We start from the raw sequence: 19,170 nt of genomic DNA on the forward strand, positions 1-19,170 counted from the left end.
AAAAACGCGATTTCAACCATAATGGGTTCTTCAAATTTGAAATTGCAGGCTTATGTCTTCTTATCCCTTATCCATACTCGATCTGTCACCGATTGCCGAAGGCAGTGATGCTGCGCAATCTTTCCGCAATTCTCTCAGCCTGGCCCAGCATGGCGAAAGCTGGGCTTACCAGCGTTATTGGCTGGCAGAACATCATGGCATGCCCGGCATTGCCAGTGCTGCCACATCTGTACTGATAGGCCATATTGCTGGTGGCACCAAAAGCATACGCGTGGGGGCTGGCGGCATTATGCTGCCGAATCATTCACCGCTCGTCATCGCTGAACAATTTGGCACACTGGAATCACTCTACCCTGGCCGCATAGACCTGGGTCTGGGGCGCGCGCCAGGCTCAGACCAGCGCACTGCCCGCGCCTTGAGGCGTAACTTGTCCAGCGATGCAGATGAGTTCCCACAGGATGTGGCCGAACTGATGGATTACCTGAGCGATGATTTGCAGCAGGCGGTACGTGCTGTGCCCGGGCATGGTTTGAAAGTGCCCATCTGGATTCTGGGTTCCAGCCTGTTTGGTGCGCAACTGGCGGCAGCCATGGGCTTGCCTTATGCCTTTGCCTCGCATTTCGCGCCACAGCAAATGATGCAGGCAATAGAAATTTACCGTGCCACCTTCCGCCCATCGGCGCAATTGGCTAAACCTTATGTCATGCTGGGCTTTAATGTGTTTGCGGCTGATACGGATGATGAAGCTTATTATCTGGCCAGTTCTGCTCAGCAGGCATTCATTAATTTGCGCAGTGGCCGTCCGGCAAAGCTGCCTTTGCCTGTGCATGGCTTCCTGCAAAAAATCGGACCGCAGGAACATGCCTTGCTAGAACAGGTACTATCTTGCTCTGCCATCGGTGCGCCTGATACTGTTGCTGAAAAAATGCAGGCATTCATTGAATATACAGGCGCCGATGAATTGATGATCACGGCACAGATCCACCATCATGCTGCACGCCTGCATTCTTATGAAATCGCGGCACAGGCACGCTCGAAAATTAAACAGGCACTCAAGATTTAATTCGCCATTTCTAAAGAATGTCGCGCATCAAAAAATTATCAGGAAAATAAATAGTGTGTAGAACTAATTAATCTCGGCATTTGTCTGTATCACTATACAAATATTTATGGAGATCACAGACAATGAAAGCCCTTTCTGGCCGTTTCAAATATACGATGTTGATGATGGCTTTCACCGCTGCAGGCCTTTGCAGTAATGCATATGCGCAAATGAATAATGTGAGTTTGCCAGACACCGCAGCAAACTGGGTGAAAGCAGTCAAACAAGATATCAACGAAGCCTATCAGCTCACGCTGGACAATCATCCAGGCACCTACGACAAGCACAATCCGGACTTCAAAAAGAACCTGGACCTGGCGCGTGATAATGCACTTGCACTTGCAGACCAGGTCAATGATGCCGCAGCCTATACTGCAGTGATGGATCGCTTCAATGTCAGCTTGCATGATGGCCATGCTGGTGTAAGAACTTCCATTCCCGCGACGACGGCTCCTGCGATACGCTGGCCTGGATTCATCACGGTCTGGCGCGGCAATGGTTTATATGTGTATGCCGCAGAAGATGGCAAGCCGGGAGCCGGCTCTGAAGTCATCAGTTGTGATGGCAAGCCTGTCAGGCAAATGATAGAAGACAATGTATTTTCCTATAAAGGCCGGAGTGACGAGGCTGGTCACTGGTGGGTTTATAGCGGTGAATTGTTCATCGATAACGGCAATCCGTTTGTCCATGCACCTCAATCATGTCAGTTCAAACATCAGGGTCAAATCACAACGCAAAAAATCGAGTGGCAGGCCAGGAATGACAATCTGAAGAACTGGGCGAGATCTGCCTACGTTGGAGAAAAACTGCCCGTTGGCATCACCGAACCCAGGAAAAATTTACTCTGGGTCGCCATGCCCACATTCCAGCCAAATGCAGCGGAACAAAAAATCTATGATGACATGACACAAGACATCACAGAGCACAGGGAACGTGCCTTGAATGCTGATGCGATCGTCATCGATTTGCGTCACAACCAGGGCGGTTCATCGGCATGGAGCAAGCAATTTGCCTATGCCCTGTGGGGTAAAGACAGGGTTACCCGGCAACTAAATGCCTATTCGCCCAATACAGAAGTATGGTGGCGTGCTTCGCCAGACAACACCAGGCACATGCTGGACCTGGCAGAAAAACTCGCCAAGGAAAATCGCAGTGACATGGCTGCCTGGGCAAAGCGGCACGGTGAGAATATGCAAGCTGCGCTGGTAAAAAAAGAGAATTTCTACATACAGCAGTCAAAGCCCCCGGCTGATAAACCAGCCGTAAACATCACCGACCTGCCGACTGATCCACCAGTCTTAAAAACGCCGGTCTATGTTATCGTGGCTGGAAACTGTGCCAGCGCCTGTCTGGATGCGCTGGACGTTTTCACCCGCTTTGGCAATACCACGCTGATAGGCGCGCCAAGTGCAGCAGACTCAACTTATATGGAAGTCAGGATACAGCCCTTGCCTTCGGGCCTGGCCCGCGTTGTAATTCCCACCAAGGTTTATGTCAACCGCCAGCGAGCCGCCGGACAGGTATACCAGCCTGCCATCACCGCAACTGACCTGGTCTGGTCGGCCAGCAATTTCCTGAAAATCGTGGAGCAAGACCTGGTCAAGCGCAAGTAAATTCAAGGCTCTCCCATCAAAAGCCTGCATGATAAATATGCAGGCTTTTTTAATGAAGATTTAATGATTACCCATAAAAAAAAGCCTGCGCACACCTCGTTGCGCAGGCTGTCAAAATTGCTGACCAGAGAACAATGGGTCTTATCAGCAAGAGGGAAGGGTTACTACTACTATTCTTTACAATTTAATTTCAGATTTCTCCGTCATATTCTTCAGGCATTTTCAGCCTTGATATTCAATGCTGCATGCGATTTACGGTTTCGACCAGTAACGATGCCAAAAAGTTTCATCAACATGCGATAAATAAAGCGAATAAACAGCAAGGTAAATACTGCTTCCAGCATGGTCATGCAAAAACCGACCAGAGGATTGCGTACTTCCATGCGCATACGCATTTTTGCCATCATGCGGTCACGTGATATTTCTATGCTGTCATAGAAAGTGGGCACGACCAGCAGGGTCAGGATCGTCGAAGTGATGGTGCCACCGATAATCGCAATCGCCAGCGGTCGGTAGAATTCCCCCCCCTCGCCCAGTCCCAGTGCCACTGGCAACATGCCTGCAATCAGCGCAAAGGTCGTCATCAGGATAGGGCGCAGGCGCACACGGCCAGCATGCATCAATGCTTCTTCACGATCGTAACCTTCGGCCTCTTGTTTGCGAGCCGCGTCAAGCAAGAGAATCGCATTCTTGGCAACCAGGCCCATGAGCATGATGATGCCGATAAAGCTCATCAGATTCAGGGTGCTGCCGGTTGCCAGCAAAGCCAGTACCACGCCTATCAAAGACAGTGGCAAGGACAGCATGACGCCCAGTGGCGCCGTGAAGGAGCCGAACTGTATCACAAGTATCAGATACATCAAACCTATGCCAGACAAAAGGGCGATCAGCATGGCACCAAATACTTCTTGCTGATCCTGGCCAGAACCACCGAGTGACAGACCATAGCCGGGTGGATAATCAAAAGACTTTGCCAGCTTCATGGCATCGTCAATCACTTCGCCGTTGGAGCGACCCTGGGCATTGGCAGACACGGTAATCGTGCGCTTGCCATTGGCATGTTCGATACCTGACGGCCCTTTGCCCATTGTGATGGTAGCGATCTGATCGAGTGGTACCATCTGGCTGGTGCCGGATACAGCGATAGGCAGGCGTTCGATGTTTTCCTTGCTGACGCGGTCATCCGGATGCAGACGCACAGCGACATCGCGAGTCTCCCCAGTCGGATCTACCCAGTCACCCACCTCGATACCGGCAAAGGCAACACGCAGGGCCTGGGCGGCATCATTGGATGAGATGCCCATGGAATTGGCGAGGCCACGATTGAGTTCTATCTTCAGTTCTTTTTTCGGGTCTTGTTCAGACAAACCCACGTCGACTGCACCTGGTACCTGACGCAGTTTATCCATGTAGGCACTGGTAATTTCCAGCAGCTTGCGTGAATCAGGGCCAGTAAATTCTATCTGTACCGGTTTTTGTGCACCATTGTTGAGGTCATCCAGCACTACATATTCTGCCCCCACCAGGACACGCACTTTTTCACGCAATTCGACCGCAATTTCCTTGGCACCGCGCTTGCGTTCGGTGCGCTTGCCTATGTCCACATAAATACGGCCACCTGCAGGCGTGATATTGCTATTGGTTTCTTTGGTTTCTGGTATTGTGCGGGCGATTTCTGCTGCTCTTTCCATTTTCAGGCGTGCATATTCCAGCGAAGATGATGCTGGTGTACGCACAGTGATCATCAGGTTGCCTGAGTCAGCAGCAGGCAAGAAGCTGGTGCCACCCCATTTGATTTGCACACCCAATGCAGCTACCAGGCTGAGTAGGGCAATTGCACCCATGGAACGGCGGTGATGCAAAGCCCAGGCAATCAGATTGCCGTAACGGTCAGACTGATGATCAAACCAGTCATTGAAACGTGCCAGCACTTTGCTGATACCTTTCTTGGGAGCTGTATGGTGATCTGCAGGATCTCCCCAGTAAGCCGACAACATAGGGTCAAGCGTGAACGAAATACCCAGGCTGACCAGCACAGAACAAGCCACGGTCAGTGCAAACGGCCTGAACCATTCACCCGGCATGCCAGGCATGAAGGCGACAGGAATAAATACGGCGATGATGGAGAAGGTCGTTGCGGCCACGGCCATGCCAATTTCTGCCGTGCCTTCGAGCGCAGCTGTGCGGCGGTCAGAACCTTTTTGCATATGGCGCACGATATTTTCCCGCACCACAATCGCATCATCAATCAACACGCCTATCGCCAGCGACAGGCCCAGCAAGGTCATGAAGTTGAGCGTGAAGCCACACAACCAGACTGCAATGAAAGCAGCGATCACCGAAGTTGGCAAACTCAGTGCCGTGATCAGCGTCGAGCGCCAGGAATTCAGGAAGGCATATACTACGAAAATAGTCAGACCAGCGCCTAGCACCAGGGATTCTATGACGTTGTTCAAACTGCGCTGGGCATCTTCACCACCATCACGGGTGATTTCCAGCTTGGTGCCGGGCAGGTTTTTTTCCAGCTCTGTATTGATTTCCTTGACCTTGTCACGCACAGCCTTGGCAACACTGACGGTACTGGCATCACGGGCACGGGTGACGAAGATACCGACATTTGGTTTGCCACTGCGTATGCTGAGACCATTGACGTCGGCAAAGCTGTCTTCTATGGTTGCCACCTGTGACAGACGCACGATCTGGTCACCAGTACGTTTTACAACGATGGCCTGGAATTCTTCTGGCGTTTCTATGCGACCCACCAGGCGTATGCTTTCTTCATCCAGATTGCCACGTATCTTGCCTACCGGGGCATTGGTATTTTGGTTGCGCAAGGCATTCACAACTTCACCAACCGAAACATTGAATTCACGCAGTTTTTCTGCACGCAAGAGCACAGACAATTCACGCTTCAGAGAACCCGTCACTTCTACCGTCGCCACACCGCTGATGCTGCGCAATTTATCAGCCAGGCTATCTTCTGCCAGACGGGAAATCTCAGCATGAGTCTGCTTGTTGGATGACAGGGCCATGTTAACGATAGGCTGCGCACCCGGGTCCCAGCGGCGTATCATGGGCTCACGCATTTCTGTCGGCATTTTATAGCGCAGGCCAGAGATGACATTACGGACTTCATCTGAAGCCTCGATCATGTTTTTCTTGAAGCTGAAACGCATGTCGAAGCGGCCACTATTTTCTGATGCCGTAGCCCAGACTTCTTCGACACCAGCTACCGCTTGCAGGGATTTTTCCAGGCGGTTGATGACTTCACGTTCTACCGTGTCTGGCGAAGCACCAGGGTAAGTAATGATCACCGACAGGCCAGGTACTTCGACGTCAGGGTTTTGGTTAACGCGCAGTTTGCTGAGTGCCAGCAAACCCAAAGCCATCAGTGCGACGATCAAAACGATGGTTGCAGTCGGCTTTTTGATACTGAAGTCAGATAAGAACATGATTATTTCCCTTGCGCTTTAGTCGCGTCAGCCACTGCGACTTTGGCGGTAGCCAATTCTATGTTCTGGCCATCCTTGAAACTGGAACTGGGGCTGCGCATGACGACATCGCCTGCGGCCAGGCCGCTGCGGATTTCATAATTGCCGGTACGCTGGTCACGTTTGCCGATTTGCAGATCAACCTTGCTCAGGGTCTTGCCGGCAACTTTCCAGGCATAGGACTTGTCTCCGGATTTGATGACCGCCGCTTCAGGCAACATCAGGGCACTGACAGTCGCCGCTTCTATATTACCCTCGGCATACAGGCCGGATACCCGCGGCTGATTGCTGTCTGCAAAAGCCACCAGCACTTCCACCTGGCGGGTAACATCATTGGCGGCCGGATCAACCCTGGTAACCTTGCCACGGAATTCTTGCCCGGCATAACCGTTGATACGGAAGCCCACAGGCTGACCAACTTTGACCATGGCGATCTTGTCAGTAGATACGCGACCGGCAAAGCGCATGCTGGTCGGATCGATGACCTTGACCAATTCTTTGCCTATGCCAGCAGTATCACCCGCAGACACCTTGCGTTCGCTGACGACGCCATCAAATGGTGCGCGCACGACGGTGCGTTGCAGCTGTTGGCGTGCCACCACGGCGCGTGCTCTGGAAGCGGACAATTCACTTTGGGCACTGTTGCGGCGCACTTCAGCATCGTCCAGTGCCTGCAAGGATGTCATGCCTGAGGCACGCAGGGTTTTCAGGCGTTGCAGGGCGCGGTCAGACTGATCCAGCGCCATGGCAGCGTTACGGGCATTGTCTTCCGCCGAATTGAGGTTGTCGCGGATAGAGGTTTCATCCAGCTTGACCAGGATATCGCCACGTTTGACAACATCGCCATTTTCTTTCAATACCTGCAAAACCACTGCCCCCACCTCGGCACGCAAATCTGCCTTGCGTTCTGGCTGTATCGAGCCAGTCACGACAGGGCCGGACGCCAGGGCATTGCTTTGTACCGTCATCACGTCTTCGGGCGCGATCACCAGCTTGACCGGCGTTTTGTCTTTCTTGTCTTTGGCATCGCCCTTGTCTGCTACTGCACTGGCGCTGGAACTTGCGCTGGCGCTGGCTTTTTCTGTGGCTTTGTCTTTGCTGCAAGCTGCCAGGGCAGAAGCAATGGCAAGAACAAGTAAAGTTTTACGTAACATAATGGTCCCTGTCGCTATCAATATGGGGAAATTGGATGAGAGAGTATTCCCTGTAGTCTTGTCCAGTTCAATCGCCCAGGTTTTGAAGTGCACTTTTTTATGGATGAAATGCGGATTTGGCGGCTTGAAATGCAAACCGACTGCTTGTATTACGGGAATTCAGACCCAGATAACGGTGCTTAGTTCAGGCCAGTGCAGGAAATTTTTTGCACGAGCGTGACATGGATTCAGCCAGGGCTCAGCAATAACTGGCGGACTGCATCGACATAATTCTTGCTGACAGGCACTTCGGCACCACTACGCAGTCTTAGTTGATAGCCGCCATTTCCCAGCGCCTGCAAATGGGTGGGCTGGTCTGCCCTGACGATGAAGCCCCGGTGAACGCGGATAAATTGACGGGGATCGAGATATTCCTCCAGCTTGCTGATGGCTACTCTGTGCAACACCACCCGTTTGTCCAGATGCAGCTCTACATAATTGCCTGCTGCCCCCACCCAATTGACTTCAGAGAGCATAATACTTTCCATCTCGCCAACTGATCTGACTATCACTTGTTGCAGGTAAGCAGGACGCAGACCCGTGGCCAGACATGCCGCCATCGCCTGACCATACGCCGGGGGCCGGATCAGGCTCAGCATTTCTGTGGCTCTGGACAGGGTTTTGGCAAATCTGTCGCTGCTGAAGGGCTTGAGCAGGTAATCCAGTGCATGCAAGTCAAAGGCATCAATGGCATGGGCATTGTAGGCTGTGACAAAGATAATCAGTGGCGGCTTGTCGTGATCCAGTAGGCTGCGGGCCAGTTCCAGACCTGACTCTTTGGGCATCTGTATATCGAGAAACACCACATCAACTGTATGTTGCGCCAGATATTCGCGGGCGGTGGCGGCATTCTTCAACTCGGCGAGCACACTCCATTCCGAAAACTTGCTGAGTGCATAGCGCAAGGTAATGCAGGCATGCTCTTCATCATCAACGATGATGCTGCGTATAGCGGCAGTCATGTATTCCCTTTCATTCTGACGCTATCATGCTGGTCTGTGCACTGGCATGTTGATCGTTACAACAAAGCGCCCAGCACTGGTCACCGTCTGCAAGGAGGCAGCATCTCCATACGCCAATTGCAAGCGCGCCTGGGTATTACGCAAACCCAGGCCGACTCCGGGGTTGGCAGCCGCCTCGCCATGAATAGGGTTGCTGATTCGTATCAGCAAGCTCTGGGACTGGCAATCAAAACGACACAGGATATCACTGGCGTCTTCGTGGCAATCCAGATCATGGCGCAAGGCATTTTCTATGAGAGGTTGCAATAGCAAGGGTGGGCAATCACAAGCCAGCACCTGTTCATCCACTCCCTCGATGGCAACATGCAGGCGCTCGCCATAACGCAGGCGTTGCAGGGCCAGATAATCCTGCACAAAGGCCATCTCCTCAGAAAACCTGACCCAGTTTTTGTCCCCCGCCGCCAGGGCATAGCGCAAGAGTTCGCTCAAGCCATGGATGCCATTCAGGGCGACATCCTTATTATCTGAAATCACCAGGGCGCTGATGGCATTGAGGGCATTGAACATAAAATGGGGTTCCAGCTGCGCCCGCAAGGCCAGGGATTTTTGCTGTTCCAGCTCCAGCCGCAAGGCCAGGGCATCTGCCCTTTCCAGCGCCCAGGCACGGCCCCGCTCCTGGCTTTGCTGCCAGATCTTGATGGCAACCACAGCGAAATACACGGCACTGATGGAAGACAAGCGCAGCAAGGCTGCCAACTTGTCGAAGACTTGCAGCTCTGCTTCAATTTGCCCCCAGTTCACATCGTGCGGACCATCCAGGGTGAACAGCTTACCTACATACAGTAATTGCCCAGGCAAGACGATGAACAAGAGCAAGACATAGCCAAGGGCAATATGCCTTGCACTACTGAAAAACCAGGGCCAGCGCGTCAAACAATGCATCAGGATATAGCTGAGCAAGGCCAGGGCAATTGCTGAACGTCCCCAGCTCAAGAAAATCAGCCAGAAATCTCCCTGGACTCCTTTTCGCAAATCATCGTTGAGGGATGTCAGCGCACCGATCAGGCTGAGCGTGGTCCAGATAAACACATTCAACAGCAATACCTTGATAGCCGCCCGCCAGGAGCCTGGCGCTGAGGGTGGTTTGACAGGTAGATGCATGCTGGTGGTATCCATGAATGCAGTATATCAGCGCCACAGGCCTGAAAATTTTGCCTACTGGATTTCCATCACTGCAAAATTGACTTTCATCACTTAAGTGACATGGCAGGCGAAGCAGTCTGATTCAGAAACCAGGTTCAGGAACTGGACAGGCAACGTATCACGGCATCATCCACTGCCTTGCGTGCTGGCAGGCATTCGCGCAGGGTTTTCCGGGGCTTGCCTTTGTTGGCATTGCTGGCATTGATAGTCTGCTGATCGGGGATGAGCCAGCTCTGGTAACGCGGTGCAAACATGCCATCGTGGCTATTGTGGAAGCGGAATGGCAGGGAAATGATGGTGCCGTTCTGGTTCACCTGCACATGAAAATGCAGGTGCGGCGTGGTCGAGTAACCGCTGTTACCCGACAGGCCGAGGACATGGCCAGCTTCTACCCGCATGCCAGGCTGGACCTGGATGGCGTGCTGCATGAGATGGAAGTAATCTGCCCAACTGCCATCATCATGCAAGATGCGGACATAATTAGCCTTGTCAAAAAATTCAGGTTCAGGCTTGCCATTGTCAGTGAAGCCGCTGGCAACTTCCACCACACTACCAGCCCGTGCCGCAATGACCGTGGTACCCATGGGCATATTGATGTCCACCGCATAGCGGGTGGCAACGGTGTGGTGCGAAAACAGCGGGCCATCTGCCGATTGCAAGATCTGGTATGCCTGGTCTGCCATAAAGGGGATGCGATAACTGACATTCTCATCATGCTGCGCCCTGGGGTCACCCTGCACATAATGCTTTTGAAAATCAAAGGTATAGCCAAACTGCTGGTCGGCAGCCGAGACTTCAACCAGCTCCATGCTTTGCCCGCTGGCCAGTTGCACCTGTATCGGCCAGGCCCGGCTGGATGCGAGATTGCTATAACTGCTGAGTTGCAGCGTCACGGTCGCAGGCATGCGCCCATGATTACTTGCCAGCACAGCATGGGAGTGGGCTTTTTTTACTGTTTCTATTCTGACAATTTCACTACCGCTCTGGGCAAAACCGGGCCAGCTGAAAAACAGCGCGAAACCACATAGCAACAAAAAGAATAAACGGCTAGCTGGCATGCTCACAACTCAGCGTGCTGCACACCAGATCGTACGGCCACCCAGGTTCACAATCTCCAGTTCACCAGCATTGCGCATAGTTTCGAGTATGCCTGAGACCACGGATAAGGGAAGAGCATCATCTCGCCATTGTATCCAGAATTGCTGTATCCCCTCTACAGTGTCAGCACTGTTTGGACGTGCCTGCAAATAACTGAGTATGGAGTTCCTGACAAACTCCAGATCCTGGGCTTGCATCAACCTTCCTCCCTCGTGATCTCTTGCTGTCTTTCTTTCTGTATGGCGAGGACCAGCCCGGCACTGGCATCCTGAATATAGTCCAGGACCTGGTCAAACCCGTCCGGGCCACCGTAGTAAGGGTCAGGCACAATGTCGCTGTCACTCTGACTGGCATAGGCCATCATGAGTTTCAGCTTGTGCTGCTGCGCTGGCGGACAGGCGGCCTTCATCCTGGCCAGGTTTTCTTTGTCCATGGCCAGCAGCAAATCAAATTTTTCAAAATCTTCGGTGATGAGCTTGCGCGCTCTTTGCTGCGACAAGTCTATGCCACGGCGTGCCGCAAATTCCTGCGAGCGAGGGTCTGGTGGCTCGCCTATGTGGTAAGCATGGGTACCAGCAGAATCGATATGCAGATCCAGCCGCGCCGCTTCAGCATGGGCGCGAAATACCCCTTCTGCACTGGGTGAACGGCAAATATTGCCCATGCAGACAAACAATATTGCCCTGGTCGTTGCTTTTTTCATCGAAAATCAAAATTTCCTGATGGCGGGAATTCATATAATCATGACATGCTAACACGGGGTTTTCCCATCGGCAAAGCCAGATTCTGGCGTGAGAAAGACACATGTTATTATTTCAGTCCAAAGCTAGCCGGTAATCCTCTCCTACATAGACGCGTATGACAGAAAATATTTCAAGCAATACAACAGCCATCAGCTTTCGACCTGCAGTTGAGGCAGACTCGGACATTATCGCTGCCCTGGTGAACAGCGCCTACCGTGGCGACAGCAGCCGCCAGGGCTGGACCACAGAGGCAGACTTGCTGCAAGGCTCGCGCATATTCCCGCCTGAAGTGCGCGAGCTGATCGCCAGCCCCAATTCCGTCATCCTGCTATGCCTGCAGGGTGAAGACATCATAGGCTGCGTCAACCTCGAAAAAACTGAAGGTGCGGCATATCTGGGCATGTTTGTCGTGCGCCCGGTACTGCAGGGGAATGGCATAGGCAAACACTTCATGCAAACTGCTGAGAAATATGCGCAAGAATTATGGGGGATACAAAAAATCTGGATGACCGTCATCAGCGTTCGTAAAGAACTCATCGCTTACTATGAACGCCGAGGCTATGCGCGCACCGGCCGTTTCAAGCCCTTCCCTTCCGACAATGGCAAAGAACAAATGCTGGTTGAAAATCTGCAATTTGAAGAGATGGAAAAAATCCTGAACTGAAGCGCTTAATTGTGAGTAGCTGGATAATAAATACTGACAGCAATGGCTATGCAAAAAGCGATGCCTGTGCCATACAGCATGCGTATGTCGCTACCGATGAAGTAGGGGTAAAACATCAAACCCACAGACAGCCATTTGACTCTCTTGTTGGGTTTCTTCCTGCCATAGTAAAACGCCGCCATACCCAGCAAGCCAAAAGCAAAAGCGGCAATCAGGTAGGCGGGTGAGGGTAGCAGGCTCCACAATAGTTCCAAGAGTTCTTGCTGGTCCATGACATCCATCCTTTTAGAATAGCCCTGATAGTACAGGAAAATGAGCGCAACAAAGATAAGCAACATATTGCAGCAGGCAATCGCCCTCCATCAGCAAGGTCGGCTCGATGCAGCAGAAACCCTGTACCAACAGGTATTGAAAATAGAACCTGAACATTTTGATGCACTGCAATTGCTGGGCGTGATCGCCAGGCAGAGCGGCGACGCCGAGCTGGCAGTGACCCGTTTGCGCCAGGCTATCATTGTCGATGCGCAGCAAGCTATTGCCCATGGCAATCTGGGTGCGGCATTGCAAGACCTGGGCTTGGCAGAAGAAGCATTGGCCAGTTATGACCGAGCCTTGCTATTAAAACCGGATTACGCCATGGCCTGGAATAACCGGGGCAATACCCTGCGCAGCCTGGGCAAGCTGGCTGCTGCCTTGCACAATTATGATAAAGCGCTGGAATTCAATCCACGTTATGCCGAAGCTTTGCTAAACCGTGGTATCGCTCTACAAGATATGGACGAGCATGAGCAAGCCTTGCAGGATTTTGATGAAGCCCTGCAACTAAAACCGAAAGATATCGCACTACTTTTTGCCCGCTCTTTTAGTCTGCAATGCTTGCGCCTTGAGGAAGATGCCATTGCCGGATATGAAGATGTCTTGCGCTTACAGCCTGGGCACATACAAGCCTGGTGCAACCGTGGTATCTGTCTGCAAAAACTACAACATCTGACAGCCGCACTCGATAGCTTTGAAGAGGCGATAAAAATCAAGCCTGCGTATACCAAAGCCCATCTGCAATACGGCAATACATTGCGCCAGATGGGGCAAGACAATGCGGCCATCAAAGCTTATCAAACAGCAGCGGCACATTGCAGCGACGAGACAGAATTGACTCAAATCAATTATGCACTGGCCGCATTGGGAGCGTTTGACACTCCTGTGATGTCACCACCCGCCTATGTCGCTGACTTGTTTGATCAGTACGCCACGCATTTCGACCAGCATTTGCTGGAGGTCTTGCATTATCAAGTGCCTGCCCTGTTGAGCAAAGCCGTCAACAGACATGTCAAAGCAGAACCCGGCAATTACCTGGACCTGGGTTGCGGCACAGGTTTATGCGCCCCGTATTTGCGGGCGCAGGCACGCAAACTGACTGGCATAGACTTGTCAGAAAAGATGCTGGCCAAGGCAAAATATACCGGCTTATATGATGAATTGCATTGTGCAGAAATAGGCAACTGGCTGCCATTACAAGACCAGGATTTTGATCTTATCATTGGGGCCGATGTGTTTGTGTATATCGGTGATCTTGACCCGGTATTTGCTGCCGCCAGCCGTGTCATGCCTGCAGGTGCTGTGCTGGGATTTTCTGTGGAAATGACTGACGACAGTGCTGACTATCTTTTACTCCCATCGCAACGCTATGCACACAGCCATGCCTATCTACAGCGCCTGGCGCGATTACACGGCTTTGTCATTGCTGACGCCAGCCAGCAAGTCGCACGCCAGGACAAAGGCGAAGACATACTCGCCCATATCCTGGTGATGATAAGAAAATAAACTAGGCCGCCATTAACAAAATTGCGATACTGGTAGCCAGGCCACCGCTCCAGACCAGGGTACGCAAAGTACCCTGGTTCATCAGATAGGTGATGGTGTAGACAATGCGCAAGGCGATGAACAAGACTGCCAGTTGATCTATGCGCGCCTGATCAGCATGGGCTTGCTGGGCCAGGATGACGGCTGCAATGAACAGCGGCAGGGCTTCGAAACCATTTTGCTGCGCCGCATTGGCACGCTGCTGCCAGCCACTCAAGCCCTTGGCCCATTCCCTGGGACTATTATTATCATACCGGCCTGCATCACGCGGCATTTTCGCGGAATGTGCTTTGGCTATGCCCACCGTCATTATTGGTAAAACACATGCAGCTAATACGCACCAGTTTGCTATGTTCATCTTGTCTCCCGGATTAATGTGAATTCAAATTTGTTTTTCCAGGACCTCACAATACCAGCAGTAAAATAAATTAGCAGAAAAATATGTCTCTACACCAGCTTCCAGCCCGCCTGCACCAAAGGCAGGCGTGTAACTGGCTTGCCGCTGGCAGCCAGCAAGGCATTGGCAATCGCCGGGCCTATCGATGGTGGGCCTTCTTCACCTGCACCTGCAGGTTTATCGCCGGTGCTGATGACCAGCACATCCAGTACGGGTGTCTGCGCCAGCGTGACCAGAGGATAGCCATCAAAATTACCTTGTTCCACCTGCCCATCCTTGAAGCTGATTTCACCAAACAAGGCGGCTGATAAACCGAACAATGTACCGCCCATCATTTGCGCTTCGACTGCCTTGGGATTGGCGACCACACCGGGGTTGATGCCAGCAGTGATTTTAATGAGACGGAATTGTCCCGGTTTATTGACAGCAATTTCCACGATATGGCCGCTGAATAATTTGTCGCCATCCCCATTCATGGCAAAGCCACGGTAATGTCCTTTGGGCAAGGCCTTGCTCCAGCCTGCCCGTTCCGCCAATGCATTGACGAAAGCAATGGCCTTGGGATTATGCTGCAATAAGCGGCGGCGGTATTCAAGGCTATCCATGCCTGCCTTGCGTGCTGCCTGCTCCAGCGTATGTTCGAGGAAAAAACAGTTTTGCGAATTGCCTACCGAACGCCAGTAAGAACAGGGCACGCCAAAGTCCACCCTGGTCCAGCGCGTATCGAACAAGGGGAATTTGTAGCTGCTGCCAAACCAGCCCATGATAAAGGTCCAGTCAAAACCGTCACTGGCCGGACTATTCGTGACACGCGTATATTCCAGCAGCGATGGTCCAGCGGTATCGAGCCGCAAGGCCAGCGGCAAATGATCTTTATCCAGTGCCAGTTGTACGCGGGCCGCAGTGATGGGCCGGTAATAGCCAGCCCGCATATCATTTTCACGCGACCAGATGGTTTTCACAGTGGCACCGGCAGCCTTGGCGATCAATGCTGCCTCGATGGCAAAATCATGTTCCAGCCTGCGGCCAAAACCGCCACCGACGTGTTGAGTATGGACTTGTACTTGCTCAGGCTGCAAACCCAGGGCCTTGGCCACACCTTTTTGCGTATCAGTCTGGCTTTGTGTGGACAGCCAGATTTGCGCACCTGTTGCAGTGACTTCGACTGTTGCATTCAAGGGTTCCATGGCTGCATGCGCCAGGAAGGGGACATCAAAGCTGGTGTCGATGACAGTAGTGGCCGAAGCCATGGCCGTTTGGGTCGCTTCAGCTTTTTGTATTTTCGGGCCTGGAAAGGGCTTGCCCTCACCGGCGGCGACAGCTTTCAACAAGCTATCGCGCATCTCTGCGGTATTGATGCTGGCATGCGCACCATCTTGCCAGACTGGCTTGAGCAATCGCATAGCCTTGTGCGCGATCCAGTAGCGCTCTGCGACTACCGCCACGGCATTCGGCAGATGCACTACCTGGCGTACACCATTAACGGCCAGTGCCGGGCTATCATTCACACTTTGCAAACTGCTGCCAAAGCGCGGTGCATGCAAGACAGCGGCCATGAGCATACCGGGCCGTTGCACATCGATACCGAACACGACACTGCCATCTACCCGCGCCGGGATATCAGGGCGTTGCGCTGACTGCCCCAGCACCTTCCAGTCCTTGGGTGATTTGATCACGGGTTTTTCTGGTGGCGTCAGCAGCGCCGCTGCCTTGATCAAAGCGGTGTAGGGCATGCTGCGGCTTGTGGCAGCATGAGCCACTTGTGCATTGCCAGCCACGCAATCTTTGATATCGACTTGCCATTGCAAGGCTGCAGCTTGCAGCAACATCTGTCTGGCTGCTGCGCAGGCTGGTGCTATCGTCGCCAGTGCCGAATTGAAGCCGGCGCTGGCGAAAGTCGTGATACCGGGCGGCCATTGCCGATGGAATTGTTTGATGACGGGTGCATGTTCTATGCGCACATTTTCCAGTGGCATTTCAAGTTCTTCTGCGACGATCTGGGCAATGGCTGCATGCGTGCCCTGCCCCAGATTGGTGACTGTGGTGTAAGCCGTTACCAGGCCGCTAGCATCCATGCTGAGCCAGAAATCGAAAGGAGATATTGCCTTGTTTTTTCCCTCTGCCGCCAGGCTGTCGAGCATGGGCAGGCTGCTGCTACCCAATACCCAGGCACCGGCTACCAGAGTAGATTTCAGGAAATTCCTGCGTGTGGGTGAATTTACGGTATTCATATTTTCCCGCCTTTCTTGCCTGCCAGCGGCTTGAGTTTGCCTGCGGCCGTGTGTATGGCCGCCCTGACACGCGGATAAGTACCGCAGCGACACAGATTGGTCATGGCGGCGTCAATTTGCTGGTCGCTGGGATGTGGCGTAGTCTTTAGCAAAGCGGCGGCGGCCATCAGCATGCCAGACTGGCAATAACCACATTGTGGCACCTGATGCTCTATCCAGGCCTGTTGCAAGACATGGCTGCGGTCGGGGGACAAACCTTCTATCGTCGTGATATTGCGCCCATTCAGGCTTGCCACCGGCATGACGCAACTGCGCAGAGCCTGCCCATCCAGATGCACGGTACAGGCACCGCATTGCCCGGCACCACAACCAAACTTGGTGCCGGTCAGGCCCAGGTCTTCGCGCAATATCCATAGCAGCGGAGTATCGCCATCTGCCTGACACTTGCGTACTTGTCCATTCACTTTCAGATTCACATCCATCCTGCCCTCCATTGCCCACGCTGAGATTGACTGCTGCAGGCGATTATCTGGCAACGGTAAATGCCATGGCAGACCTTGTGACGAAACCCCGAAACCCTGTTTCTACTCCCACTGAAGGCCAGCAAATACCGCCGTACTGACTGCTATACTGTTCAATATGGAAAATGCCAGCCCTGACACTACGCGATGACCCAGCCTCCAGCCTATACGGCAGCCAGTCTGCTCAAGCTTTTGCTGAACAATATCCTGATATGGACCAGCTTGTGCGCGGTCGGTGCGCTGGGCAATTATGGTGATCTGGTCAAGCATGGTACCCAGCGTAGCTACAGCGACATACTGTGGGCCTGGGTCAGCAGCCATCTGCTGATGATGGTCTTCAGCACCTGCCTTTACCTGATTTTCATGCGGCGTGAACGACTTCTCAGCAAAGCGGGTGGCATCGCGCTGGCCTATGGCGTGATGCTACTGGGCTTTCTGCCGCTGGAATTGATGTATATCGCCACCCTTGATCTGCTCAGGGACAAACCCGGTTTCGGCTTGCAGGACATAGTGAGCACCGCTTTCAATCTGCGTGGTTTTACTATCTTCCTCGAATTTGCCTGGTCTACCGGCACCTTCATTGCCGTGCTGGCAATCTGCACCTGGCGACAGGCACGAATACGTGAACAAGTTTTGCAGCAATCCTTGAACGATGTATTGCATCTGCGGCTGGATCTGGAACAGCAAAGACTGGATGCCTTGCGCGGGCAACTGGAGCCGCATTTCATCTTCAACTGCCTCAATGCCATCAGCGCCCTGGTACGTGCCGACGACAAGCGCATTGCCCTGACCGGCCTGAACCGGCTCAGTGATTTGCTGCGTTATGCGCTGACCGCCAGCACCAAGGACTGGGTGCGCCTGGAAGATGAAATGACATTCATACGCGATTATCTGGAATTGCAAAGGCTGCGTTATGGTCAGCGTCTGCAGATCAGCATCGCGGGCGATACAGCAAACGTATTGGCGGGTGATTGCCCGCCCCTGCTGCTGCAACCCTTGCTGGAAAATGCCTTGCGCCATGATCTGGATTGCCATGAAGGCAGCAGCGATATCCGCATGCAATTCAGCCTGCAAGCAGAAGAACTCAGCATCAAAGTCAGCAATACCGTCACCGATGGCATCGCTGCCAACCCCGGCCTGGGACTGGGCCTGCCTCAGACACGCGCCAGGCTGGAATTGATTTATGCAGGACGCGCCAGCATGCATAGCGAACGTACACAAGGTGATGGTCAGCTTCGCTACGAAGTGGAAATCCGCATGCCCTTGCATATGCCGGAAAGCGCCGCCGCATGAACACTATACGTGCATTGATCGTCGATGATGAAGAACCGGGGCGCGCCAATTTGCGCTATGCCTTGCAGGATCATCCTGGCTGGAGCATCGTCGCCGAGTGTCCCAGTGTTGCCACAGCGCGCGAAGCACTGCATGCCCACGCCGTCGATATCATCTTCCTCGACATACAAATGCCACGCGAAACCGGCCTGGCGCTGGCGCGTGAACTGAGTACACAAACCTCGCCGCCACTGGTGATATTTGTGACTGCATTTAACGCCCATGCGATAGAAGCCTTTGACTTGCATGCGCTGGATTATTTGCTCAAGCCTTTTGACGACCAGCGCCTGGCGATATCTCTGGAACGCGCTGCTGCCATGCTCAAGCAGCGTCAGCAAGCCAGTTATGCACAAGCCATGGGGCATTACGTCAAGGCAGAAGATGAAGCGAAGAAAGAGCAACCAGCTTACTGGCAACAAATAAGTGTACGCTCGGTAGGCCGCATAGAATGCATACAACTGGCGGATGTATTATGGATAGAAGCAGCAGGAAATTATATGCAGTTACACATGGTGCAGAGAAAAGTATTGCACAGGGTTGCTCTGAGTCAGCTGGAAAAACATCTCGATCCAGCGCACTTCATGCGCGTACACCGCAGTGCCATCGTGCGCTGCGACCAGTTCAGCCAGCTTGAAGTGCTGGGGGATGGTGTGTATCAGCTAGTGCTCGCCAACCAGGATAAAGTCCCCGTCAGCGAGCGCTATGTTGCCGAAGTCAGGCGACGCATGCATGATGGCATGCGGCCAGCCTGAACTCATCT

The 19,170-nt window shown here is 52.9% G+C and carries 17 protein-coding genes; 6 read left to right on the top strand and 11 right to left on the bottom strand.

The annotated features are described in order from the left end of the window. Positions 1-52: 52 nt before the first annotated feature. On the top strand, positions 53-1,063 hold the full coding sequence (locus Q8K39_RS11940; RefSeq protein WP_305260426.1) for an LLM class flavin-dependent oxidoreductase: 1,011 nt from the start codon (positions 53-55) through the stop codon (positions 1,061-1,063). A gap of 122 nt (positions 1,064-1,185) precedes the next feature. Further along, positions 1,186-2,715 (top strand): S41 family peptidase, encoded by a 1,530-nt coding sequence (locus tag Q8K39_RS11945; protein ID WP_305260428.1) that lies wholly within the window; start codon positions 1,186-1,188, stop codon positions 2,713-2,715. Positions 2,716-2,927: 212 nt separating this feature from the next. On the opposite strand, the gene Q8K39_RS11950 is transcribed toward Q8K39_RS11945, so the two are convergent. The 7 genes from Q8K39_RS11950 to Q8K39_RS11980 all read right to left on the bottom strand — a co-directional run bounded on the left by Q8K39_RS11950 (position 2,928) and on the right by Q8K39_RS11980 (position 11,365). Further along, positions 2,928-6,167: an efflux RND transporter permease subunit gene (locus Q8K39_RS11950; protein WP_305260430.1), complete on the bottom strand. Its 3,240-nt coding sequence runs from the start codon at positions 6,165-6,167 to the stop codon at positions 2,928-2,930. Positions 6,168-6,169: 2 nt separating this feature from the next. Further along, positions 6,170-7,360, bottom strand: coding sequence for an efflux RND transporter periplasmic adaptor subunit (locus tag Q8K39_RS11955; RefSeq protein WP_305260432.1), 1,191 nt, complete (start codon positions 7,358-7,360; stop codon positions 6,170-6,172). 227 nt (positions 7,361-7,587) lie between these two features. Continuing rightward, the gene (locus tag Q8K39_RS11960) at positions 7,588-8,361 is read right to left on the bottom strand and encodes a LytTR family DNA-binding domain-containing protein (protein WP_305260433.1); all 774 of its coding nucleotides are present in this window, start codon (positions 8,359-8,361) and stop codon (positions 7,588-7,590) included. 24 nt (positions 8,362-8,385) lie between these two features. After that, complete coding sequence (locus Q8K39_RS11965; protein ID WP_305260435.1) at positions 8,386-9,537, bottom strand: sensor histidine kinase; 1,152 nt, start codon at positions 9,535-9,537, stop codon at positions 8,386-8,388. Between the two features lie 122 nt (positions 9,538-9,659). Further along, the gene (locus Q8K39_RS11970; protein WP_305260438.1) at positions 9,660-10,622 is read right to left on the bottom strand and encodes a M23 family metallopeptidase; all 963 of its coding nucleotides are present in this window, start codon (positions 10,620-10,622) and stop codon (positions 9,660-9,662) included. Positions 10,623-10,631: 9 nt separating this feature from the next. Then, positions 10,632-10,859, bottom strand: coding sequence for a hypothetical protein (locus tag Q8K39_RS11975; protein WP_305260440.1), 228 nt, complete (start codon positions 10,857-10,859; stop codon positions 10,632-10,634). Then, positions 10,859-11,365, bottom strand: a complete 507-nt coding sequence (locus Q8K39_RS11980; RefSeq protein WP_305260442.1) for a low molecular weight protein-tyrosine-phosphatase — start codon at positions 11,363-11,365, stop codon at positions 10,859-10,861. Before Q8K39_RS11980 ends, Q8K39_RS11975 begins: the two co-directional genes overlap by 1 nt. A gap of 155 nt (positions 11,366-11,520) precedes the next feature. Between Q8K39_RS11980 and Q8K39_RS11985 the strand changes: the two genes are divergently transcribed. Then, complete coding sequence (locus Q8K39_RS11985; RefSeq protein ID WP_305260444.1) at positions 11,521-12,069, top strand: GNAT family N-acetyltransferase; 549 nt, start codon at positions 11,521-11,523, stop codon at positions 12,067-12,069. Between the two features lie 5 nt (positions 12,070-12,074). Here the strand turns inward: Q8K39_RS11985 and Q8K39_RS11990 are convergent, their stop codons facing one another. Then, positions 12,075-12,341 (bottom strand): hypothetical protein, encoded by a 267-nt coding sequence (locus Q8K39_RS11990; protein WP_186956907.1) that lies wholly within the window; start codon positions 12,339-12,341, stop codon positions 12,075-12,077. Between the two features lie 40 nt (positions 12,342-12,381). On the opposite strand from Q8K39_RS11990, the gene Q8K39_RS11995 reads away from it, so the two are divergent. Continuing rightward, the gene (locus Q8K39_RS11995; protein WP_305260446.1) at positions 12,382-13,890 is read left to right on the top strand and encodes a tetratricopeptide repeat protein; all 1,509 of its coding nucleotides are present in this window, start codon (positions 12,382-12,384) and stop codon (positions 13,888-13,890) included. A gap of 1 nt (position 13,891) precedes the next feature. Here Q8K39_RS11995 and Q8K39_RS12000 read toward each other — a convergent pair whose 3' ends face one another. The 3 genes from Q8K39_RS12000 to Q8K39_RS12010 all read right to left on the bottom strand — a co-directional run bounded on the left by Q8K39_RS12000 (position 13,892) and on the right by Q8K39_RS12010 (position 17,033). Then, a complete protein-coding gene (locus tag Q8K39_RS12000) occupies positions 13,892-14,287 on the bottom strand; it encodes an MAPEG family protein (RefSeq protein ID WP_186956905.1) in 396 nt (131 codons plus the stop codon). Positions 14,288-14,376: 89 nt separating this feature from the next. Continuing rightward, positions 14,377-16,557: a molybdopterin cofactor-binding domain-containing protein gene (locus tag Q8K39_RS12005; protein WP_305260449.1), complete on the bottom strand. Its 2,181-nt coding sequence runs from the start codon at positions 16,555-16,557 to the stop codon at positions 14,377-14,379. Beyond that, positions 16,554-17,033, bottom strand: coding sequence for a (2Fe-2S)-binding protein (locus tag Q8K39_RS12010; protein WP_370868601.1), 480 nt, complete (start codon positions 17,031-17,033; stop codon positions 16,554-16,556). Before Q8K39_RS12010 ends, Q8K39_RS12005 begins: the two co-directional genes overlap by 4 nt. A gap of 192 nt (positions 17,034-17,225) precedes the next feature. Between Q8K39_RS12010 and Q8K39_RS12015 the strand changes: the two genes are divergently transcribed. Together Q8K39_RS12015 and Q8K39_RS12020 are read left to right on the top strand one after the other, a co-directional pair. Continuing rightward, positions 17,226-18,371, top strand: coding sequence for a sensor histidine kinase (locus Q8K39_RS12015; protein ID WP_305260454.1), 1,146 nt, complete (start codon positions 17,226-17,228; stop codon positions 18,369-18,371). Continuing rightward, positions 18,368-19,162 (top strand): LytTR family DNA-binding domain-containing protein, encoded by a 795-nt coding sequence (locus Q8K39_RS12020; protein ID WP_305260456.1) that lies wholly within the window; start codon positions 18,368-18,370, stop codon positions 19,160-19,162. Before Q8K39_RS12015 ends, Q8K39_RS12020 begins: the two co-directional genes overlap by 4 nt. Positions 19,163-19,170: the final 8 nt, after the last annotated feature.

The organism is Undibacterium sp. (assembly GCF_030683615.1).
Lineage (GTDB): Bacteria > Pseudomonadota > Gammaproteobacteria > Burkholderiales > Burkholderiaceae_D > Undibacterium > Undibacterium umbellatum.